22 protein-coding genes are annotated in these 21,839 nt (G+C 67.1%); 18 read left to right on the top strand and 4 right to left on the bottom strand.

What is annotated here, in order from left to right:
• Positions 1 to 108: 108 nt before the first annotated feature.
• The gene (locus DIE16_RS25925; protein WP_124893676.1) at positions 109 to 933 is read right to left on the bottom strand and encodes a flagellin; all 825 of its coding nucleotides are present in this window, start codon (positions 931 to 933) and stop codon (positions 109 to 111) included.
• A 1,054-nt stretch (positions 934 to 1,987) separates the two neighbouring features.
• Between DIE16_RS25925 and rpsU the strand changes: the two genes are divergently transcribed.
• Positions 1,988 to 2,200 (top strand): 30S ribosomal protein S21, encoded by a 213-nt coding sequence (rpsU, locus tag DIE16_RS25930; protein ID WP_006401410.1) that lies wholly within the window; start codon positions 1,988 to 1,990, stop codon positions 2,198 to 2,200.
• 301 nt (positions 2,201 to 2,501) lie between these two features.
• Here the strand turns inward: rpsU and DIE16_RS25935 are convergent, their stop codons facing one another.
• Positions 2,502 to 3,107 carry a DNA-3-methyladenine glycosylase I gene (locus DIE16_RS25935; protein ID WP_124893677.1) on the bottom strand — a complete coding sequence of 202 codons (606 nt, stop codon included), beginning with the start codon at positions 3,105 to 3,107 and terminating at the stop codon, positions 2,502 to 2,504.
• A gap of 141 nt (positions 3,108 to 3,248) precedes the next feature.
• On the opposite strand from DIE16_RS25935, the gene DIE16_RS25940 reads away from it, so the two are divergent.
• Entirely contained in the window at positions 3,249 to 4,130 is an 882-nt protein-coding gene (locus DIE16_RS25940; protein WP_124893678.1) for a BadF/BadG/BcrA/BcrD ATPase family protein, read from the top strand.
• 348 nt (positions 4,131 to 4,478) lie between these two features.
• Positions 4,479 to 5,312 (top strand): Cof-type HAD-IIB family hydrolase, encoded by an 834-nt coding sequence (locus tag DIE16_RS25945; protein ID WP_124486858.1) that lies wholly within the window; start codon positions 4,479 to 4,481, stop codon positions 5,310 to 5,312.
• Positions 5,313 to 5,417: 105 nt separating this feature from the next.
• Here DIE16_RS25945 and aqpZ read toward each other — a convergent pair whose 3' ends face one another.
• Positions 5,418 to 6,158 (bottom strand): aquaporin Z, encoded by a 741-nt coding sequence (gene aqpZ, locus DIE16_RS25950; RefSeq protein WP_044849180.1) that lies wholly within the window; start codon positions 6,156 to 6,158, stop codon positions 5,418 to 5,420.
• A 298-nt stretch (positions 6,159 to 6,456) separates the two neighbouring features.
• Between aqpZ and DIE16_RS25955 the strand changes: the two genes are divergently transcribed.
• Positions 6,457 to 6,753 (top strand): H-NS histone family protein, encoded by a 297-nt coding sequence (locus DIE16_RS25955; protein ID WP_006489320.1) that lies wholly within the window; start codon positions 6,457 to 6,459, stop codon positions 6,751 to 6,753.
• A gap of 107 nt (positions 6,754 to 6,860) precedes the next feature.
• On the opposite strand, the gene DIE16_RS25960 is transcribed toward DIE16_RS25955, so the two are convergent.
• Positions 6,861 to 7,925, bottom strand: coding sequence for a glycosyltransferase family 4 protein (locus tag DIE16_RS25960; RefSeq protein WP_044849179.1), 1,065 nt, complete (start codon positions 7,923 to 7,925; stop codon positions 6,861 to 6,863).
• Between the two features lie 666 nt (positions 7,926 to 8,591).
• Between DIE16_RS25960 and flhD the strand changes: the two genes are divergently transcribed.
• The 14 genes from flhD to DIE16_RS26035 all read left to right on the top strand — a co-directional run bounded on the left by flhD (position 8,592) and on the right by DIE16_RS26035 (position 21,835).
• Positions 8,592 to 8,912: a flagellar transcriptional regulator FlhD gene (gene flhD / locus DIE16_RS25970; RefSeq protein WP_014895554.1), complete on the top strand. Its 321-nt coding sequence runs from the start codon at positions 8,592 to 8,594 to the stop codon at positions 8,910 to 8,912.
• 94 nt (positions 8,913 to 9,006) lie between these two features.
• On the top strand, positions 9,007 to 9,561 hold the full coding sequence (flhC, locus tag DIE16_RS25975) for a flagellar transcriptional regulator FlhC (protein WP_124486859.1): 555 nt from the start codon (positions 9,007 to 9,009) through the stop codon (positions 9,559 to 9,561).
• 189 nt (positions 9,562 to 9,750) lie between these two features.
• Positions 9,751 to 10,611 (top strand): flagellar motor stator protein MotA, encoded by an 861-nt coding sequence (gene motA, locus DIE16_RS25980; RefSeq protein WP_124486860.1) that lies wholly within the window; start codon positions 9,751 to 9,753, stop codon positions 10,609 to 10,611.
• Between the two features lie 13 nt (positions 10,612 to 10,624).
• Complete coding sequence (gene motB, locus DIE16_RS25985; protein WP_044849176.1) at positions 10,625 to 11,644, top strand: flagellar motor protein MotB; 1,020 nt, start codon at positions 10,625 to 10,627, stop codon at positions 11,642 to 11,644.
• A gap of 107 nt (positions 11,645 to 11,751) precedes the next feature.
• Positions 11,752 to 12,129 carry a response regulator gene (locus DIE16_RS25990; RefSeq protein ID WP_044849175.1) on the top strand — a complete coding sequence of 126 codons (378 nt, stop codon included), beginning with the start codon at positions 11,752 to 11,754 and terminating at the stop codon, positions 12,127 to 12,129.
• Between the two features lie 33 nt (positions 12,130 to 12,162).
• Positions 12,163 to 14,418 carry a chemotaxis protein CheA gene (gene cheA, locus DIE16_RS25995; protein WP_124893679.1) on the top strand — a complete coding sequence of 752 codons (2,256 nt, stop codon included), beginning with the start codon at positions 12,163 to 12,165 and terminating at the stop codon, positions 14,416 to 14,418.
• A gap of 48 nt (positions 14,419 to 14,466) precedes the next feature.
• Complete coding sequence (gene cheW / locus DIE16_RS26000; protein ID WP_039320139.1) at positions 14,467 to 14,982, top strand: chemotaxis protein CheW; 516 nt, start codon at positions 14,467 to 14,469, stop codon at positions 14,980 to 14,982.
• A gap of 37 nt (positions 14,983 to 15,019) precedes the next feature.
• The gene (locus DIE16_RS26005; RefSeq protein ID WP_124893680.1) at positions 15,020 to 16,984 is read left to right on the top strand and encodes a methyl-accepting chemotaxis protein; all 1,965 of its coding nucleotides are present in this window, start codon (positions 15,020 to 15,022) and stop codon (positions 16,982 to 16,984) included.
• Between the two features lie 3 nt (positions 16,985 to 16,987).
• A complete protein-coding gene (locus DIE16_RS26010; RefSeq protein WP_124571383.1) occupies positions 16,988 to 18,001 on the top strand; it encodes a CheR family methyltransferase in 1,014 nt (337 codons plus the stop codon).
• A complete protein-coding gene (cheD, locus tag DIE16_RS26015; protein WP_124520477.1) occupies positions 17,998 to 18,759 on the top strand; it encodes a chemoreceptor glutamine deamidase CheD in 762 nt (253 codons plus the stop codon). Before DIE16_RS26010 ends, cheD begins: the two co-directional genes overlap by 4 nt.
• Complete coding sequence (locus tag DIE16_RS26020) at positions 18,756 to 19,850, top strand: chemotaxis response regulator protein-glutamate methylesterase (RefSeq protein WP_044846376.1); 1,095 nt, start codon at positions 18,756 to 18,758, stop codon at positions 19,848 to 19,850. The genes cheD and DIE16_RS26020 overlap by 4 nt, the downstream gene beginning before the upstream one ends.
• A gap of 67 nt (positions 19,851 to 19,917) precedes the next feature.
• On the top strand, positions 19,918 to 20,313 hold the full coding sequence (gene cheY / locus DIE16_RS26025) for a chemotaxis response regulator CheY (protein WP_006754880.1): 396 nt from the start codon (positions 19,918 to 19,920) through the stop codon (positions 20,311 to 20,313).
• 1 nt (position 20,314) lies between these two features.
• Positions 20,315 to 21,046, top strand: a complete 732-nt coding sequence (gene cheZ / locus DIE16_RS26030) for a protein phosphatase CheZ (RefSeq protein ID WP_124486865.1) — start codon at positions 20,315 to 20,317, stop codon at positions 21,044 to 21,046.
• Positions 21,047 to 21,331: 285 nt separating this feature from the next.
• A complete protein-coding gene (locus DIE16_RS26035; protein ID WP_124486866.1) occupies positions 21,332 to 21,835 on the top strand; it encodes a DUF2844 domain-containing protein in 504 nt (167 codons plus the stop codon).
• The last annotated feature ends 4 nt before the right edge of the window (positions 21,836 to 21,839 follow it).

The raw sequence follows: 21,839 nt of genomic DNA on the forward strand, positions 1-21,839 counted from the left end.
ATGCTTATCTGAAGGCGAGCCCTCGGATAAGCATTCTTTCTTTGGCATCCGTATTGACCGCCACGTCACGCATTTCTTGAATGCGTGACGTGGCGCGTTATCTAGCCCTTATTGCAGGAGCTTCAGAACCTGCTGCGGCATCGAGTTCGCTTGCGCGAGCACCGAGATGCCAGCTTGCTGCAGCACTTGAGCCTTCGACAGGTTGGCGGTTTCCTGTGCGAAGTTCGCGTCGGTGATCTGTGCGCTGGCTGCGTTCAGGTTGGTCGATTGCGCAGTCGTTTGCGAGATCGCTGCCTGGTAGATGTTGATGTCCGAACCGAGCTGAGCTTGTGCGGTGTTGATCGTCGTCAGCGCCGTGTCGACCGTGTCCATCATCGTCTGCGCGGCGGCGTAGGTCTTGACGTTGCCGGTCAGGCCGAGCGTCGCCGTATCGTACTTGCCAGTCAGATCCAGCGACAGTTGTTGGCCAGATTTTTCACCGATCTGGAAATTCAGCACCGCGCTGCCGTTCGCGGTACCGTCGAGCAAGTTGATGCCGTTGAACGTCGTTTGGCTGGTAATCCGGCCGATTTCGGTAATACGCGCTTGCACTTCGGTGTCGAGATTGTTGGCTGCAGCCGAGCCGATCGAATCGTCCGAAGCCTGAACTGCCAGTTGGCGGATACGTTGCAGGTTGGCGGTAATTGCCGAGAGGCCGCTCGAAGCAGTTTGAGCCATCGACACCGCGTTGTTCGCGTTCGCGACGCCTTGGTTGTACGCGTTGATCGACGCCGTCATCGTCGTCGAGATCGCGAGGCCGGCTGCGTCATCTGCTGCCGAGTTGATGCGCTTGCCCGACGACAGGCGGTTGATTGCCTGCGACAGCGCGTTCTGCGTATTCGACAGGTTGGTTTGCGCCGTTTGCGAATAAAGGTTGGTGTTGATATTCAGCATTTCTATCCTCGTTTTTGGAAAACGCCCGGTTTAAATTTGGCTGTTTCGTGTTCGGCGTCGCGCTTTTTGGCATCCTGCATCGCCCGCCTTTCCTGGTTGTCGGCGACCATGCGACGAAACTTTAGGGGCAGATGCGAAGTTGCTTTGGCGTACCGGCTGGCCGAACTGGCTCTGTGGTTTGCCAAGCATGGCCTCGACGCCTGCGTATGCGCTTTCGTTCGTTCGGTGTGAGGACCTGCGGCGCTCCCACGCGGCAGCCGGTTGACGTACCGACGATGCCGCATCGGACGTGCGGCTGGCCTGTTGAATTCCGCGCGTGGTCCAGCGAGACCCGTGGCAGATTCGGTTTTGACAAGGAATACTGTTGAAGCTGAAGCAATGACTGGACGCGGATCGCGTTCCGGCGAGGTGCGGACATCAACCACATTTTTAGGTTGGGGGCGGTACGGATCGGTTGGGAGATGGCAGGCGGCGCGGTAGTCGCTCGGTTTGCAGCCGGCAGCCGATTTTTTTTGTTGTTAGTAGGTAAGCACGCAAAGCCCTGCTGGTACCAATGGATACGTGCATGCAGTGCCGGCCGCCTCAGAACCAGACCTCGGTGGTTCGAAACCAAATTGGAGGGGGCGCCGAAGATTCGGCTCTATTTTTTATAGTGGGGAAGCACCAGGGGCATTGGGTGCGTTTGGGTAGAGTCTGGCGCGCATTTAAAGGGCCCGAACGGCGCGCGGCAAGGCTGGACGGGCGTTCGAACGCCTGCGATGCGTGATTGCGACGGAAAAGTGGTAAACCGGTAGGCGAAGCTATGTTTACCTGATATCATGGCGGGCTGAATTGAGATTTTCTGTCACGCCTATGCCGTCTCGGCATTCCTGCTGGCAGTCAAACGCGGCGCTGCACGCGGCTTGTGAAGCGTACCCGCGGTGCTTTGTGCCTCTCTTTTCCGGCCTCCGAGGCCGTATTTCCGCTCGTTTCGCCTGTTGTGGGGACGCCCGGATGGCCGGTGCGTGGCGCTTGGCCGCTACGTTTTTGACCGTTTAAGCAATTTAGGAACGACATGACGACGATTCTTCTGAAGGAAAACGAGCCGTTCGAAGTGGCGATTCGCCGCTTTCGCCGTGCTATCGAAAAAAATGGCCTGATCGCTGAACTGCGCGAACGCCAGTCCTACGAAAAGCCGACCGCAGTCCGCAAGCGCAAGAAGGCAGCAGCCGTCAAGCGCCTGCACAAGCGCCTGCGCAGCCAGATGCTGCCGAAGAAGCTCCACTAAGAGCGTCTACGGTTCGCCGCGAAACGGCGGAGCGTGCTTCGAAAGAAGCCGCTCCGCCGTTTTGCTTTTCGGGGCCGGAAAAGATTGCAGATCGTGGCGGAAAAGTGGCCGATCGACTGCCAGACGGTCGAATGGCCGCACGGCCGCACGGCGGTTCCGCCGGCAGCCAACGGGCAAGGCTGCCGACGTGCTCACCGGGAAATCGGCGCCGCGTTCGGGCTCGCCTTGCGCGGATCACCTGGCGGCGCGTGCTGACGTGCCGGTGCGCGCCAAGCCGACCGGCCCGTGAGCTTCGTCGCCGTCAGCCCGCCTTGCGGCGCCGTGCCGGCTGCTGCTTGCCGCCGAGCGCCGCGCATTGGGCGTGACACGGGCAACTGGTCTCATGATCGTTGACCATCCCCGTTGCCTGCATCAGCGCATAGCAGATCGTCGAGCCGACGAACTTGCAGCCGTACTCCTTCAGCGCCTTGCTGAGCGCATCCGACTGGGCAGTCGATGCGGGCGCGTCGCGATACGACTGCCACGCGTTCTGGACCGGCGTGTGGTCGACGAACGACCACAGGAATTGCGCGAGCGATCCGTGATCCTCGCGAATGCGCTGCACGGCCCGTGCATTGGTCACCGCGGATTCGACCTTCGCGCGATTGCGGACGATGCCGGGGTTCTCGAGCAGCTTCTCGATGCGCTTCGGCGTGAAGCGCGCGACAGCGTCGACATCGAAGTCGGCGAACGCCTCGCGATAGCCGGCGCGCTTGTTCAGGATCGTCGACCACGACAGCCCCGCCTGCGCGCCTTCCAGAATCAGCATTTCGAACAGGTGGCGATCGTCATGCGACGGCACGCCCCATTCGGTATCGTGATAGTGAGCGTCCGCTTCCGTCTTTACCCAGTTGCACCGCTGCGACATCGCCGGCCTCGTTCCAGTGTCGATTCGATCGTGCCAGCATAGCGGAAGGCCCATTCACGGTATAGCTGGCCGAACGGCAGATGGGCGCGCGGCACCGATCCGGTTAAGCTTGGCGCCTGTTCGAATCAGCAGGATCAACGCATGACGGCATTCCTTTTTGCGATCGGCATCGACGGCGGCGGCACGGGCACCCGCGCGGTACTCGCCGACCGGCACGGGCGCGAACTCGCGCAGGGGCGCGGCGGCCCGTCGGGGCTCGGCCTCGGCATCGAGCGCGCGTGGGCATCGATCGGCGCGGCCTGTGCCGACGCATTCACGCGGGCGGGGCTCGCGTTCGACTGGTCGCAGTGCGCGCTCGGCTGCGGGCTCGCGGGTGTCAACAATGCCGCGTGGCTCGCCGCGTTCCGCGCGCAGGCGCCGCTCGACGCGCTGGCGATCGAGAGCGACGCCTATACGACCGTCGTCGGCGCGCACGGCGGTGCGCCGGGGCTCATCGTCGCGCTCGGTACGGGCAGCATCGCGGCGGCGCTCGACGCGGCGGGCGACTGCCGCATCGCGGGCGGCTTCGGCTTTCCGTCCGGCGATGAGGCGAGCGGCGCGTGGCTCGGCATGCGCGCGCTCGCGTACGCGCAGCAGGCGCTCGACGGCCGCGTGCCGCGTGACGCGTTTGCCGGCGCGCTGCTCGCGGAAACGGGCGCGCACGATCGCGACGCGCTCGTCCAGTGGTCGTGCGATGCGAACCAGACGATCTACGCGCGCCTCGCGCCGATCGTGTTCGCGCACCGCGACCATCCTTATGCGGCGGCGCTGATCGCGCAGGCCGGCGACGAGATCGGCAAGATGATCGACGCGCTCGATCCGCAGCAGGCGCTGCCGGTCGCGCTGTGCGGCGGGCTGGCCGACGCGCTGGCACCGGCCGTGCCGGCACGCCATGCGGCGCGGCTGCGCGCGCCGCTCGACGATTCCGCGCACGGCGCGTTGCGGCTCGCGCTGCAGGCGTTGAGGGCGGCTGAAGCTGGGTGAGAGGGGCGCGTGGGCGGCGTGCGATGAGTGGGTTGAGCCGGCCGGGCGGACCGATCGGGTAAAGCGACGGACGGGCACGTTGAGCGGGCAAACTGGACCGAGCGACCGAGCGGACCGAGCGGACCGAGCGGACCGAGCGGACCGAGCGGACCGAGCGGACCGAGCGGACCGAGCGGACCGAGCGGACCGAGCGAACCGAGCGAACAGCCTGCCCCAGCCGAACCAGCGACGCACCGAAACCCGAACGGCCTGAAACCCGCCCCCATTTCCCAGCCACCCGGCGCGCCCCCGGGCACGACGTTAAAATGGCGGCTCCGCAGCGTCCTGCGCGCCACTCCCCCAACCCCCATGTACAAAGTCATCGCCACCGATCTCGACGGCACCCTGCTGAACAGCGACCACCAGCTCGATCCGTACACGATCGAGACCGTCCGCCGGCTCGACCGCGACGGCCTGCAGTTCGTGATCGCGACGGGGCGTCACTACGCGGACGTCGCCGGCATCCGCGACGTGCTGGGCATCCGGCCGTACCTGATCACGTCGAACGGCGCGCGTGTGCATGCGCCGGACGACACGGCGATCCATGCGCAGGACATCGATCCCGCGATCGTCCGCGGCCTTGTGCAGCCGGACGTGACCGGCGCGCACGGGCGCGTGATCGTCAACCTGTTCACCGACCGCGGCTGGCTGATCGACCGCGACGCGCCGCACCTGCTCGAATTCCACCAGGATTCGGGCTTCCGGTACGACGTGATCGACATGGCCGCGCACGACGGCGCCGACATCGCGAAGGTGCTGTACATCGGCGAGCCGGCCGATCTGGCGGTGGTTGCAGAGCAGATGCGCGTGCGGTTCGGCGATGCGCTGTACGTCACGTACTCGCTGCCCGACTGTCTCGAAGTGATGACCGCCAACGTGTCGAAGGGCCGCGCGCTGCGTACGGTGCTCGCGCGACTCGGCGTCGACGCCGGCCACTGCATCGCGTTCGGCGACAACATGAACGACATCGACCTGCTCGAAACGGCCGGCCACGCGTTCATGATGAACAACGCGAACCCCGACCTGATCGCGCACCTGCCGCACATCCCGCGGATCGGCAACAACTTCGATGCGGGCGTCGCCCGCCACCTGCGCACGCTGTTCGCGCTGGAAGGCACGCTCGACGGCGTCACCGCTTCCTGAGCGGCCATGAAAAACGGGCGCCAGCGGCGCCCGTTCAAATTACCTGCCTCGATGTTGTTCGACAGCGTGAGGCTCGCTGCTCTGCTCGCGTGACCCCGTAGTGTTTTATTCGCTGGTGCGAGCGGATGCGGGCACGAGGCCGACGGCATCGTCGCGCCCCGCGATCAGCGGGTAGACGATCCCCGCGATTGCCGCGCCGATGATCGGCGCGACCCAGAACAGCCACAGCTGGCCGATCGCCTCGCCGCCCACGAACAGCGCGGGGCCGGTCGAGCGGGCCGGGTTCACCGACGTGTTGGTGACCGGGATCGAGATCAGGTGGATCAACGTCAGGCACAGGCCGATCGCGATCGGCGCGAAGCCGGCCGGCGCGCGCTTGTCGGTGGCGCCGAGAATCACGAACAGGAAGAAGCCCGTCATCACGACTTCGCAGATGAACGCCGCGCCGAGCGAGTAGTGGCCGGGCGAGCGCTCGCCGAAGCCGTTCGTCGCAAAGCCGCTGCCGACGACGTCGAAGCCCGGCTTGCCGGTCGCGATCAGGTACAGCACGAACGCACCGAGCGTCGCGCCGACGACCTGCGCAACGATATACGGCGCGAGATCGCGTGCCGGGAAGCGGCCGGCGACCGTCAGGCCCACGCTGACGGCCGGATTCAGGTGGCAACCCGAAATATGGCCAATCGCGAATGCCATCGTCAGCACGGTCAGGCCGAAGGCGAGCGCGACGCCGGCGAAGCCGATGCCGAGGCCCGGAAAGGCTGCGGCCAGCACGGCGCTTCCGCACCCGCCGAGCACCAGCCAGAACGTGCCGAATACCTCTGCAGCCAGACGCTGAGAAAGATTCATGTAAGGATCCCGTTCAAGTGGGTTGAAGACAAACGGATGACCGGATGATTTATTCCGTCACCCCGAATTGGTCTGGATTATAGGAAATGAATCGGCTGGGTGAGGGTCAACGATTGTTAAATTCGAATGGCTGACGAATGGCTTTTATTAGAATAAGTCCGCATTCTCGATATAGCCGATTCGGTTAAAGATGGCAGCATTAATTTTGAAGGGCAGGGCGGCAGTGCGGATGACGTAACGGGTGTTGGCGTTCCGGCCGGAACTGCCGGCGCCGCATCATGGAAAAGGGAGCCGAAAAATGTCTCAATACGCGAAGCTCAAGGCGCAGATCGCCGATCTGCAGGCCCAGGCGGATGACGTGCGTCGCCAGGAAGTGGCGGCGGTGATCGCCGACGTCCAGCGAATGATTGCCGAATATGGCCTGACGGCCCAGGATCTGGGCTTCGCGGAGCGCGCGCGGCGCGGCCGTCCGCCGAAAAAGGCACCGCTGCCTCCGAAATACCGCGACCCGAAGTCGGGTGCAACCTGGAGCGGGCGCGGCAAGCCGCCGAATTGGATCGTCGGGAAAAACCGCGATCGTTTCCTGATCGAATGAGCGCACAAAAAGAAAGAGCCGCATCGACTGCGGCTCTTTGGCGCCTTTGGGTTTTACGCGCCGATTTCGGCGCGAATTTCACCGAATATTTCTGACGAATTTCGCCGTCACGCGCTCGCGACGCGACGCAAGGTCGGCCGCTTTGCCGTCGCGCAAAGCGATTCGTAAGTTTCGACATAGCGCCGTGCCATCGCTTTCGAGCTGAAGCGCGTATCGAAGCGCGCGCGGATCGCGTCGCGCGACAGGCTGTCGATCCGGTGCAGCGCACCGACCGCGCCCTGCACGTCCTCGACGATGAAGCCGGTCACGCCGTCCTCGATTACCTCCGGCACCGAGCCGCGGTTGAACGCGACGACCGGCGTGCCGCAGGCCATCGCCTCGATCATCACCAGGCCGAACGGTTCCGGCCAGTCGATCGGGAACAGCAGCGCCTTCGCACCGGACAGGAACGCCGGCTTCTGCGCCTCGTTGATTTCGCCGATGAATTCGACATGCGCCTCGCCGAGCAGCGGCTCGATCACTTCCTTGAAGTAGTCGGCGTCGGCCTTGTCGACCTTCGCGGCGATCTTCAGCGGCAGCCCGCTTTGCGCGGCGATCCGGATCGCGGTGTCGACCCGCTTTTCGGGGCAGATCCGGCCGAGGAACGCGAGATATTCGGGCTTCACGTCCGGTTGCGGCGTGAGCAGCGTGTCGGGCAGCCCGTGATACACGGTGCCGGCCCACGCGGCCTGCGGCAGCGGCTTGCGCTGATTGTTCGAGATCGATACCACCGGCGCGTCCGGGAACGCGTCGAACACCGGTTGCAGCTCCGGCAGGTCGAGGCGGCCGTGCAGCGTCGTCACGTACGGCGTGTCGAGGCGCGACATCAGCGGGAATGGCAGGTAGTCGAGGTGGAAGTGCAGCACGTCGAATTCGTGCGCGACACGGGCGACCTGCTCGATCAGGCGCATATGGGGCGCCATCGAGTCGCGGATCGACGGGTCGAGCCGCAGTGCGCGCGGCCATGCCGCCTCGAGACGGGCGGACGTGACGGAGTCGCCGCTCGCGAACAGCGTCACGTCGTGCCCCAGCTCGACGAGCGCCTCGGTGAGGTAGGACACGACACGCTCGGTGCCGCCATAGAGTTTCGGCGGGACAGCTTCGTAAAGCGGCGCGATCTGGGCAATACGCATGGACGTTCTCCGGTGTCGACCAGCGCAAAGCGCTCGAGCGCGCATGCTGGTCCGCTGCAGGGTTGCGGAACTCGCCGACGCACGCTGTCTGCGGTGCGTGGCCGGGTCCGTGGCGGGGGGGCGCGGGACGCCGGGCGGCAAGCTGCGGGGCGGGCCGGCGCGGCTCCCGCCGCCGCCCAGTTGAGTCCATTATCGATATCGCCTTCAGGGGTTCGAGTGTTTTTTCAAACACTTAAGGCTTGTTACACCATGAAATACGCGAAAACCCCGATAAAAAGGGTGCGAAAACATAAAACGAGATAGCCACCACAATTGTTGCGCTATCATGAAAAACCACTATAATTTTTACCGATTCAACTTCCGGCAGCCTTGCCGGATGGCCTTCAGCCGGATTCGTCCCATGCGGGACCGCATCGCCGACGCATTCGCGCCCCATTCACCCCGCCGTTCGTTCCCTTTCAATTCGCCTTGTCGGAAAAATTCCTACACGGTTTACAGACAATTCCTGCGTGGCGTGCGCCACTTCGCTGATACCGGCATAAATGCCGTTTGGCCAGAATTCGCCCTGTAAGACTATAAACGTGCCGGCAGCGCGTCAGCGGGCGCCCGATCGAGCAAACGTTTTCACAATGAAAGGCCAAAGCAAAAGCTCTTAACGGGGGAATCATGAGCGCCACCAGCGAAATGCTCAGTGAGATCAAAGAGGTCAACCTGTCGTACCTCCTCCTCGCGCAGCGCCTGCTGCGGGAAGACAAGGCGATGGGCATGTTCCGCATGGGAGTTTCCCAGGAACTGGCCGACGTGCTCGCGAACCTCACGCTCGCCCAGACCGTGAAGCTCGCGGCATCGAACCAGATGTTGTGCCGTTTTCGCTTCGACGATCACGCGCTGCTGTCGTCGCTCGCCGACAAAGGCCGCAGCGACGTCGTCACGCATGCGCATTCCGCGATCCTGATGGCCGGCCAGCCGGTCGAAAGCGTCCGCTGATCCTTCCCCGCCTTGCGTTCGTGCCGGCGCGCCGCGTCGGCGGGCGGCGTATTGGCGATTCATCCGAACAACGTCAAGCGGACGGTTATTCACCATGGCAAGCAAAAGCGTCGTGATCGAGGTGAAGGAAATCACCCTCGCCATCGAACTGATCGAACTGGGCGCCAGGCTGCAACTGCTGGAGGCGGAGACGAGCCTGTCGCGCGACCGCCTGATCAAGCTGTACAAGGAACTGAAGGGCGCGTCGCCGCCGAAGGGGATGCTGCCGTTCTCGACCGACTGGTTCATGACGTGGCAGCCGAACATCCACTCGTCGCTGTTCTACAACATCTACCGGTTCATGCAGGACCACGGCCGCTGCGAGCCGATCCAGTCGATCGTGAAGGCGTACCGGCTCTATCTGGAGCACGTGAACCTGTCCGGCGACGAGGCCGCGCTGAGTCTCACGCGCGCGTGGACGCTGGTGCGCTTCTTCGACTCGGGGATGCTGCAGATGACGCCGTGCACGCGCTGCGGCGGCCATTTCGTCGCGCATGCGCATGATCCGCATCAAGGTTTCGTGTGCGGCCTGTGCCAGCCGCCGTCGCGCGCGGGCAAGACCCGCAAGGCGGCCGCCGCACGCGCCGGGCTGGCCATCGCCGCGGCCTGAACGCCGCCGGGCGGGGCCGGGCGGGAGCCGTACGCCTTCCGCACGCCTGCCGCGCGCCGCGCGAACCGGCCGGGGCTTGCTGGTAAACACCGCCGCGCGGTCGCGGCGCGACCGCCAAAGTTTTCCTGCCGACTGCCGTAAACCTGATTAACGGCGGTCTCCCCGCCGGTCATTCGTGAGGGACAGGCAGTGCTGATTATCGTGGGAACACTCGTGACACTGTTGTCCGTCTTCGGCGGTTACGCGCTGGCAGGCGGGCATCTGGGCGCATTGGTCCAGCCGCTCGAGATCCTGATGATCGCAGGCGCGGGCGTCGGCGCGTTCATCCTCGGCAACGGCATGAAGACCATCAAGGCGACGCTGCGCGTGCTGCCGACGCTCTTCAAGGGCTCGAAGTACACCAAGGACGTCTACATGGAACTGATGGCGCTCCTGTACGTGCTGCTCGCGAAGGCCCGCAAGGAAGGCACGCTGACGCTCGAGGCCGACATCGACGATCCGGACAAGAGCCCGATCTTTACGCAATACCCGAAGATCCTCGCGGATCGCCACATCGTCGAATTCCTGACCGACTACCTGCGCCTGATGGTGGGCGGCAACATGAACGCGTTCGAGATCGAGAGCCTGATGGACGAGGAAATCGAGACGCACCACGCGGAAGGCGAAGGCCCCGCGCACGCGCTGATGCGCGTCGGCGACGCGATGCCGGCGTTCGGGATCGTCGCGGCGGTGATGGGCGTCGTGCACACGATGGCGTCGGCCGACAAGCCGCCCGCGGTGCTCGGCGCGATGATCGCGCAGGCGCTGGTCGGCACGTTCCTCGGGATCCTGCTGTCGTACGGGCTGATCGGGCCGCTCGCGAGCCTCGCGGAGCAGCGCGTCGCCGAGTCGACCAAGATGTTCCAGTGCATCAAGGTGACGATCCTCGCGAGCCTGAACGGCTATGCGCCGGCGATCGCGGTCGAGTTCGGCCGCAAGGTGCTGTTCTCGACCGAGCGGCCGTCGTTTACCGAGCTCGAAGAGCATGTGCGCCGCGTGAAGGCGAAGTGACGCGGAGCATTCGATGAGCAAGAGCAAGGATCGCGCGATCGTCGTCAAACGGGTGGCCCCGCAGAAGAAGGGCCACCACGGCGGCGCCTGGAAGCTCGCGTATGCGGACTTCATGACCGCGATGATGGCGTTCTTCCTGCTGATGTGGCTGCTGAGCTCGGTCACGCCGGTGCAGCTGAAGGGGATCGCCGAGTACTTCAACACGCCGCTGAAGGCCGCGCTGTTCGGCAGCGGCGATCGCAGCTCGCAGGACTCGAGCATCATCAACGGCGGCGGCCGCGACCTGTCGAGCCTCGATGCCGGCACGCTGCGCCGAACCGACGGCACGACGTCGCTCGCCGATCGCGTCGCGAAGGCCGGCGACGACAGGACGCGCTCGCAGGCGCAGGGCGCCCAGGACCGGCTCGAGCAGGCGCGCCTGCACGACCTGCAGATCAAGCTGATGGCGGCGATCGAGGCGAATCCGACGCTGCGCCAGTTCAAGCAGCAGATCCGCATCGATTCGACGCTGATGGGGCTGCGCATCGAGATCGTCGATTCGCAGAAGCGGCCGATGTTCGCGATGTCGAGCGACCACGTCGAGCCGTACATGCGCGACATCCTGCGCGAGATCGGCAAGACGCTGAACGACGTGCCGAACCGGATTATCGTCCAGGGCCACACCGACGCGGTGCCGTACGCGGGCGGCGAGGGCGGCTACAGCAACTGGGAACTGTCGGCCGACCGCGCGAACGCGTCGCGCCGCGAGCTGATCGCGGGCGGCATGGACGAGTCGAAGGTGCTGCGCGTGCTCGGCCTCGCGTCGACGCAGAACCTGAACAAGGCCGATCCGCTCGATCCGGAAAACCGCCGGATCAGCGTGATCGTGCTGAACCGCAAATCCGAAGACGCGCTGATGCGCGACGACACGACGACCACGACGCTGTCGGCCGACGCCGCGGGCTCGAAGCAACTGGCCCAGCAGCTCGACGGCACGGCGCCGGCCGCGCGACCGGTGCTCGCGAGCGCCGTCGCCGTGGTGCCGAAACCCTGACGTTTCCAAGATTTCGAGACGCGTATGAAACAACCTTCACGCTCACTTCGTTCGCTGCCCCACGAGGGGGCGGTCAGCCACCCTGGAGCGGTCCTGCGGAGCCCGACATGATCCGAACCATTCTCGCCATCGACGACTCCGCGACCATGCGTGCGCTGCTGCAGGCGACGCTTGCGCAGGCCGGCTATGACGTGACGGTGGCGCCGGACGGCGAAGCCGGCTTCGACATGGCGGCCACCGTGCCGTACGACCTGGTGCTGACCGATCAGAACATGCCGCGCAGGAACGGCCTCGAGGTGATCGCCGCGCTGCGCAAGCTGACGGCGTATGCGGACACGCCGATTCTCGTACTGACGACCGAAGGCAGCGATGCGTTCAAGGACGCCGCGCGCGACGCGGGCGCGACCGGCTGGATCGAAAAGCCGATCGACCCGGCCGTGCTGATCGACCTGGTCGCGACGCTGTCCGAGCAGACCGCCTCCTGACATGAACGCGACGAATCCAACCGGTGACCGGGCATGACTCTCGACATCACGCAGTTCTACCAGACCTTTTTCGACGAAGCGGACGAGTTGCTCGCGCAGATGGAGCAACTGCTGTTGAACCTCGACGTCGGCTCGCCGGACCCCGAGGACCTGGCCGCGATCTTCCGCGCCGCGCATTCGATCAAGGGCGGCGCGGCGACGTTCGGCTTTTCCGCGCTGACCGAGACGACCCACATCCTCGAGTCGCTGCTCGACCGCGCGCGCAACCATGAGCTGACGCTGACCAAGGAAATGGTCGACGCGTTCCTCGAGACCAAGGACGTGCTGTCCGACCAGCTGGTCGACTATCGCGCGAGCGCGGAACCGGACGCGGCGGCTGCCGCGACGATCTGCGCGAAGCTCGAACGCCTGAAGGCCGAGAGCGGCGCGGGCGCCCCCGCGGACGTCGCACCTGCCGCGCCTGCCGTGGAGACTGCACCGGCACCGGCACCGGCACCGGCCGCCGCTACCTCCGCCAGCGACCGCGCGCCCGATCACGTGGTCGAACAGGCGGTCGCGGCCGCGCATCCGGCGGCGGCTGCCGGCACGGACGGCCCGCACCTGAAGATCACGCTCCTCGGCGTCGACGCGAAGGACCAGGCGCTGCTCACCGAGGAGCTCGGCAATCTCGGCCGGATCGTCGGCCGCGAGGAAGCGGGCGCCGACCTGACGCTGTGGCTCGAATCGGACGTGCCGTCCGACGACATCGTCGCCGTGTGCTGCTTCGTGATCGACGACAGCCAGATCCGCATCGCGCGCGGCACCGCACCGGCCGCACCGGCGGCGCCTGCCGCCACGCCGGCCGCCGTCGAACCGGTCGCCGCGCCGGAACCGGCCGCGCGGGTCGAGGTTTTCGCGCAAGCCCCCGGTGCCACCCCGGCCGCCGCCGCACCGCAGGCGCAGCCGAGCGCCGCCGCGCAACCGGCGCCGCAACAGGCATCGCAACCGGCATCGCAACCGCACGCAGAACCCGCCGCGCAGGCTGCCCAGGCTGCCGCGCACCACGACGACAAGCGTCCGCGCCCGGCCGCCGCCGCATCGGGCGCCGAAGGCAGCTCGATCCGCGTCGGCGTCGAGAAGGTCGACCAGCTGATCAACCTGGTCGGCGAGCTCGTGATCACGCAGGCGATGCTCGCGGAAACCGCGAGCGCGTTCGATCCGGCGCTGCACGACCGCCTGTTCAACGGGATGGCGCAGCTCGAGCGCAACGCGCGCGACCTGCAGGAAGCGGTGATGTCGATCCGCATGATGCCGATGGACTACGTGTTCAGCCGCTTCCCGCGGCTCGTGCGCGACCTCGCCGGCAAGCTCGGCAAGCAGGTCGAGCTGGTCACGTTCGGCCAGGCGACCGAGCTGGACAAGAGCCTGATCGAGCGGATCATCGACCCGCTCACGCACCTCGTGCGCAACAGCCTCGACCACGGGATCGAGACGGTCGACAAGCGCGTCGCCGCCGGCAAGGACGGCGTCGGCCAGCTCGTGCTGTCGGCCGCGCATCACGGCGGCAACATCGTGATCGAGGTCAGCGACGACGGCGCGGGCCTGAACCGCGAGCGGATCCTCGCGAAGGCCGCGAAGCAGGGCATGCAGATTTCCGAAAACATCAGCGACGACGAAGTCTGGCAGCTGATCTTCGCGCCGGGCTTCTCGACCGCCGAAACCGTGACCGACGTGTCGGGCCGCGGCGTCGGGATGGACGTCGTGAAGCGCAACATCCAGTCGATGGGCGGCCATGTCGAGATCACGTCGCAGGCCGGTCGCGGCACGACCACGCGGATCGTGCTGCCGCTCACGCTGGCGATCCTCGACGGGATGTCGGTGAAGGTCGGCAGCGAGATCTTCATCCTGCCGCTGAATTTCGTGATGGAGTCGCTGCAGCCGTCGAACGACGACATCTACACGGTCGGCAACGGCGAGCGCGTGGTGCGCGTGCGCGGCGAATACCTGCCGCTCGTCGCGCTGCACGAGGTGTTCTCGGTCGAGGACGCGCGCACCGATCCGACCCAGGGCATCGTCACGATCATGGAAACCGAGGGGCGCCGCTTCGCGATGCTGATCGACGAGCTGGTCGGCCAGCAGCAGGTGGTCGTGAAGAACCTCGAAACCAACTACCGCAAGGTGCACGGCATCTCAGCGGCGACCATTCTCGGCGACGGCAGTGTCGCGCTGATCGTCGACGTCGCGGCGCTGAACCGCGAAACCCGTGCGACGCACGGCGCCCGAGCCGGCGCCGAGCTCGCCATTTTCTGACTCTCGCCATTCAACCGATTGGGGGCAAACGTGTCCGCTGAAGTCCAAATGATCAATCCGGCCGCGGCGAACGCGGCAACCAGCCGCCGCGACGCGGAGCAGGGCGATGCGACGGGCCAGGAATTCCTCGTCTTCACGCTCGGCGACGAGGAGTACGGGATCGACATCCTGAAGGTGCAGGAAATCCGCGGCTACGACAGCGTCACGCGCATCGCGAACGCGCCGGACTTCATCAAGGGCGTGATCAACCTGCGCGGGATCATCGTGCCGATCGTCGACATGCGGATCAAGTTCCATCTCGGCCGCGTCGAGTACGACCACCAGACGGTGGTGATCATCCTGAACGTGTCGAACCGCGTGGTCGGGATGGTGGTCGACGGCGTGTCGGACGTGCTGACGCTGCAGACCGACCAGATCATGCCGGCGCCGGAATTCGGCGCGACGCTGACGACCGAGTACCTCACGGGCCTCGGCACGGTCGACGGCCGGATGCTGATCCTGATGGACATCGAGAAGCTGATGTCGAGCCGGGAAATGGCGCTGATCGAGACGCTCGGCGCGTAAGCGCGCCGCGCGCGCAGGAACTTCGGGAGAATCTGCAATGTTGCATAACTGGTCGATCCGCACGACGCTCACGGCGGTCGGACTCATCCTCGTGGGCCTGGCCGCCGCGGTCGGCGGGCTCGGCCTCTACGCGCTCGATCGCGCGAGCCGCTCGCTCGACGAGATCGCGCACGTCGACTTGCCGGCGATCCATGCGCTCGACGACACGTCGGCGCAGTTGCTGCGCGCGCGCGTGGCGCTCGACCGCTTCCGCACCCTGACCGAAGCCGGCAACACGGCCGAGGCGGGCAAGGTGCTCGACCGCGCGCAGGAGCTGTACGCGAAGTCGAGCCAGAACTGGCAGGCGTTCCAGGCCACGCCGAAGCTCGGCATCGAGCAGGCGCTCGTCGACGAGCTCACCGCACGCTATACGACGATCGTGAAGGAAGGCGTCGAGCCCGAGTTCGCGGCCGCGCGCGCGGGCGACATGGCCGCGTATCACGCGGTCGCCGACACGAAGATCAGCCCGATGTTCGTCGCGTACGACCAGACGGCATCGGCCGTGGTCGCGGCGCTGCAGAAGCGCGCGAACGACCGCCAGACCGCGACGCAGTCGCAGATCTCGCTGATGATCGGCCTGATCGCGGCCGGCATCGCGATCGCGTTCGTCGTCGTGATCGCGATCCGCTTCGTGCTGCGCGGGCTGATCGTGAAGCCGCTCGAGGACGCGATCGCGCACTTCGAGCGGATCGCCGGCGGCGACCTCACGCAGCCGGTGAACGTCTTCAGCAACAATGAGATCGGCCGCCTGTTCGGCGGCATCAAGCGGATGCAGGACGCCGTGACGGCGATGGTGCAGGCCGTGCATCGCGGCACCGAATCGATCGACGTCGGCGCGCGCGAGATCTCGACCGGCAACACCGACCTGTCGCAGCGCACCGAGGAGCAGGCCGCGTCGCTGCAGGAAACCGCATCGAGCATGGAGCAGCTCACCGGCACCGTGCGGCAGAACGCGGAGAACGCGCGGCAGGCGAGCCAGCTCGCGGTGAACGCGTCCGACATCGCGACGCAGGGCGGCGAGGTGGTCGGCCAGGTCGTGTCGACGATGCAGGACATCGCGGCCAGCTCGGGCAAGGTCGTCGACATCATCGGCACGATCGAAGGCATCGCATTCCAGACCAACATCCTCGCGCTGAACGCGGCGGTCGAAGCCGCGCGGGCCGGCGAGCAGGGCCGCGGCTTCGCGGTGGTCGCGGGCGAAGTGCGCTCGCTCGCGCAGCGCAGCGCGAGCGCCGCGAAGGAAATCAAGCAGCTGATCGGCGATTCGGCCGAGAAGGTCGACAGCGGGTCGGCGCTCGTCGCGCGGGCCGGCTCGACGATGGACGAGATCGTGCAGGCCGTGCGCCGCGTGACCGACATCATGGGCGAGATCAGCGCCGCGTCGGACGAGCAGTCGACCGGCATCGAGCAGGTCAATCGCGCGGTCGGCCAGATGGATTCCGTCACGCAGCAGAACGCGGCGCTCGTCGAGCAGGCCGCGGCGGCCGCCGCGTCGCTCGAGGAGCAGACGCGCCAGATGAAGGCGGTCGTGTCGGCGTGGCGCGTCGCGGGCGGCATCGCGCTCGCGCCGTCGCGCGGCGCCGCACGCCCGGCCGCGCACGCATCGGCGCCGGCGCTGGCGTCGCCGTCGGAACGCCGCCATGAAACCGCGCCGGCCGCATTGCCGGCACCGCAAACGGCCGCTCAGCCGGCGCGCCGCGCGTCGCCTGCGCCCGCGTCGCATGCGTCACATGCATCGGCACCGGCCGCGAGCCACGAAACGAAGCGTGCGCCGGACGCCGCCGCACGCGCGGTGAAGGAAGCGCCGGCCGCGGGCGGCTACGGCCCGCGTCTCGCGAAGGCGGCCGCCGCACCGGCGCACAAGCCGGCCGACAAGCCCGCGCTGGTGCGTCCGGCGCTGAGCAGCGAGAAGCCGGCGCTGGCCGCGGCCGGCACGTCCGATGACGACTGGGAGACCTTCTAAGCCATGCCGTCCGCGCGCGCACCGTTTCGACCCGATGCACCGGATGCCTCGCCCCGCGCGGGCGAGCCGGGGCGCGACTTCGCGTTCACCGGCGCGGATTTCGCACGCATCCGCGCGCTGATTCATCAACGCGCGGGCATCTCGCTGTCCGAGCACAAGCGCGACATGGCGTACAGCCGGCTCGCGCGCCGGCTGCGCGCCCGCGGCCTCGACACTTTCCGCGACTACCTCGACCTGCTCGAGCAGGAGGACGATCCGCTCGAGTGGGAGGCGTTCACCAACGCGCTGACGACGAACCTGACCGCGTTCTTCCGCGAGTCGCACCATTTCCCGATCCTGGCCGACTTCGTGAAGGGGCGCGCGGCGCCCGTGTCGGTGTGGTGCTCGGCGGCGTCGACCGGCGAGGAGCCTTACTCGATCGCGATCACGCTGATCGAGGCGCTCGGCGAATCGGCCGCGCGCGGCGCATCGATCCTCGCGACCGACCTCGACACGCAGGTGCTCGCGAAGGCCGAGGCCGGCATCTATACGTACGACCAGGTCAAGCACCTGAGCCCGGAGCGGCTCAAGCGCTTCTTCCTGAAGGGCACCGGCGCGCAGGCCGGCCGCGTGAAGGTGCGCCCGGAGCTGCGCGCGATGATCCGCTTCGAGCAGCTGAACCTGACCGATGCCGACTACGGGATCGCGAAGCCGTTCGACGCGATCTTCTGCCGCAACGTGATGATCTATTTCGACAAGCCGACGCAGGGGCAGGTGCTGTCGCGCTTCGAGCCGCTCGTGAAACCGGGCGGGCTGCTGTTCGCCGGGCATTCGGAGAATTTCACCTACGTCTCGCAGGCGTTCCGGCTGCGCGGGCAAACGGTGTACGAGCTGACGCGCGCCCCGAAGGAAGTGCCCTTGGGGCACGATGCCGCGCCGGGCCTGCGCCCGCGCGGCGCGGCGCCGGCCGCGGCGGTGCCGCCGCGCGCCCATGCGCGTGCCGCGGGCGTCGCGCCCGCTTACGGAGAACGCGGATGAGCGCGCTGCCGATCGCCACCAATCGTTACTTCGACAACCACTTCGAGCGCCCCGGCGTGAAGCTGCTGCCGAACGAGTTCTACACGACGTCCGAGGACATGGTGCTGATGACCGTGCTCGGCTCGTGCGTCGCCGCGTGCCTGCACGACCCGATCGCGGGCATCGGCGGGATGAATCACTTCATGCTGCCCGACGACGGCGCCGACGCCGGCGCGGCCGCATCGGAGTCGATGCGCTACGGCGCGTATGCGATGGAAGTGCTGATGAACGAACTGATCAAGGCCGGCGGGCGCCGCGAGCGCCTCGAGGCGAAGGTGTTCGGCGGCGCGGCCGTGCTGGCAGGGATGACGACCATCAACATCGGCGACCGCAACGCGGATTTCGTGCGCCGCTATCTCGCGCTCGAGCGCATCCGCATCACCGCGGAGGATCTGCAGGGCGTGCACCCGCGCAAGGTCGCGTTCATGCCGCGCAGCGGGCGCGCGATGGTGAAGAAGCTGCGGCTGCAGGTGCCGGGCGTGACCGAGCGCGAAGCCGCGCTGGCGCGCGAGGCCGACCGCGTGCACGCCGCCCGGACGCGCGCGCACGTCGAGCTGTTCGCGGCGAAGCGCCCGGCCGCGCCGCCGCCGGCGCGCCCGCGCATCGAGCTGTTCGGCGCACGCGGCGGCGCGGGCGCGCAGCCGGCGAACGCGAAGGCCACCAGCCCGAACGCCGGCAGCCCGTACGCGGCCAACCATTCGAGAAAGCAGGAGGCATGACCGCAGTGCAGAAGATCAAAGTGTTGTGCGTCGACGATTCGGCGCTGATCCGCAGCCTGATGACGGAGATCATCAACAGCCAGCCCGACATGACGGTATGCGCGACCGCGCCCGATCCGCTCGTCGCGCGCGAACTCATCAAGCAGCACAACCCGGACGTCCTGACGCTGGACGTCGAAATGCCGCGCATGGACGGCCTCGACTTCCTCGAGAAGCTGATGCGCCTGCGGCCGATGCCGGTCGTGATGGTGTCGTCGCTGACCGAGCGCGGCTCCGAGATCACGCTGCGCGCGCTCGAACTCGGCGCGGTGGATTTCGTCACGAAGCCGCGCGTCGGAATCCGCGACGGTATGCTCGACTACGCGGAAAAGCTCGCGGACAAGATCCGCGCGGCGTCGCGCGCCCGCGTGCGCCAGGCACCGCAGCCGCAGGCGGCCGCCGCGCGCACCGCGAGCGGCCAGCCGGCCGCGCCGATGATCAACAACCCGCTCGTCAGTACCGAGAAGCTGATCATCATCGGCGCGTCGACGGGCGGCACCGAGGCGATCCGCGAGGTGCTGACGCCGCTGCCGCCGGATGCGCCGGCGGTGCTGATCGCGCAGCACATGCCGCCCGGCTTCACGAAGTCGTTCGCGCAGCGGCTGAACGGCCTGTGCCGGATCGCGGTGAAGGAAGCCGAGCACGGCGAGCGCGTGCTGCCGGGCCATGCGTACATCGCGCCGGGCCATGCGCACCTGCTGCTCGCGCGCAGCGGCGCGAACTACATCGCGCAGCTGTCCGACGAGCCGCCGGTGAACCGCCACCGGCCGTCGGTCGACGTGCTGTTCCGCTCGGCGGCGCAGCACGCGGGCAAGAACGCGATCGGCGTGATCCTCACGGGGATGGGGCGCGACGGCGCGGCCGGCCTGCTGGACATGAAGCGCGCGGGCGCCCACACGTTCGCGCAGGACGAGGCGAGCTGCATCGTGTTCGGGATGCCGCGCGAGGCGATCGCGCTCGGCGGCGCGGACGAGGTCGCGCCGCTTGCGGAGATGAGCCGGCGCGTGATGGCGCGGCTGGCGACGATGGGTGACCGCGTGCAACGCGTCTGAATGAAATGTCACGGGGCACGTGCGAAGCCGCGGGCCCCGACGGTAACGAATCTGCAAAGGAACGACGATGGACAAGAGCATGAAAATCCTGGTGGTGGACGATTTCCCGACGATGCGCAGGATCGTCCGCAACCTGCTCAAGGAACTGGGCTACACGAACGTCGACGAAGCCGAGGACGGCGCGGCCGGCCTCGCGCGCTTGCGCGGCGGCGGCTTCGACTTCGTGATCTCGGACTGGAACATGCCGAACCTCGACGGCCTCGCGATGCTGAAGGAAATCCGCGCGGACGCGACGCTCACGCATCTGCCGGTGCTGATGGTCACGGCCGAGTCGAAGAAGGAGAACATCATCGCGGCCGCGCAGGCCGGCGCGAGCGGCTACGTCGTGAAACCGTTCACGGCCGCGACGCTCGACGAGAAGCTGAACAAGATCATCGACAAGATGGCCAAGGCCGGGAGCTGACGTGAACGAGCCGATCCATGCGGCGCTCGCCGGCGCTGCGTTCAGCGCCGACGGCCACGCCGAAGGCGCCGATTACGCGAGCGACCGGATCCTCGCGCGCATCGGCCACGTCACGCGCACGCTGCGCGATTCGATGCGCGAGCTCGGGCTCGACAAGCATGTCGAGCGCGCGGCGGAAGCCGTGCCCGATGCACGCGACCGGCTGCGCTACGTCGCGACGATGACCGAGCAGGCGGCCGAGCGCGTGCTGAACGCGATCGAGGTCGCGAAGCCGGTGCAGGCGCGCATCCAGAGCGAGGCCGAGGCGCTTGACGCGCGCTGGGCGCAGTGGTACGCGGCGCCGATCGAGCATGCGGACGTGCGCGAGCTGATGGACGACACGCGCACGTTCCTGCGCGCGCTGCCCGAAGCGACGTCCGCGACCAGCGCGCAGCTGCTCGAGATCATGCTCGCGCAGGATTTCCAGGACCTGACCGGGCAGGTGATCAAGAAGATCATGGACATGGTCTATCTGATCGAGCAGCAGCTGCTCACCGTGCTCGTCGAGAATATCGCGCCCGAGCGGCGCGAGCAGTTCGCGGCGACCGCGGCCGCGCTCGCGGCCGAGCAGATCAGCGCGACCGGCAGCCCCGAGTCGCTGCTGAACGGGCCGCAGATCGCACCGGAAGGCAAGTCCGACGTCGTGCAGGACCAGGCGCAGGTCGACGACCTGCTCGCGAGTCTCGGCTTCTGACCGTGCCGCACCGCACGCCACCGCGCCGCGCTCCGTTCGCGGAGCGCCCGGTGTGCGTGGCTTTCACCCTGCCTCTCCCGCCGAGCCCCTCCGCGCGCGGGTCGTGTCGCTCGTCATGTTGCGCCGCGTCATGCATCGTTGATTTGACACTCCGACACACTCCGCAGGCATACTACGCATCAGCAGCAACGAAGCGTCATTCTTAAGACTTTGATTTGTTGGCCCGCGGCGCCGTGCCTGATGGCGGCACCGCCGGCAACGAAGCCAGTCCCTTTGGGGGGGAACGTGAAGCTGAAACGCTTGGGCTGGGCCGCCGCGCACGCGACGGCTGCAATGGGTGTGCTGTGGGCCGTCCACGCACAGGCCGAACTGGGTGGCGCACCGATGTCGCCGCCGGCGGACGATCACGCCGCCACGGTGCGCGCGCTGCAGCGCGCGATGCGCTCCGCCGACGGCGCGCAGGCGAGCGCGGCCGCCTACACCGTCCGCGAGATCACGCTCGGATCGGGCACCGTCATCCACGAATACGCGAGCGCGGCCGGCACCGTGTTCGGCCTCGCCTGGCGCGGGCCGAGCATGCCGGATCTCGAGTCGCTGCTCGGCAGCTATTTCCCGCAGTACACCGCCGGCGTCCAGGCGGCGCATGCGGCGCGCGGCTGGCGCGCGCCCGTGTCCGTCGACACGAGCGGCCTCGTGATCCGCACGGGCGGCCACATGGGCGCCTTCGCGGGCCAGGCATGGCTGCCGGCGGCGCTGCCTGCCGGGCTGACCGGCAACGACATCCAGTGACAGC

The organism is Burkholderia sp. Bp9090, from assembly GCF_003857985.1.
In the GTDB taxonomy this organism is placed as follows: Bacteria; Pseudomonadota; Gammaproteobacteria; order Burkholderiales; family Burkholderiaceae; genus Burkholderia.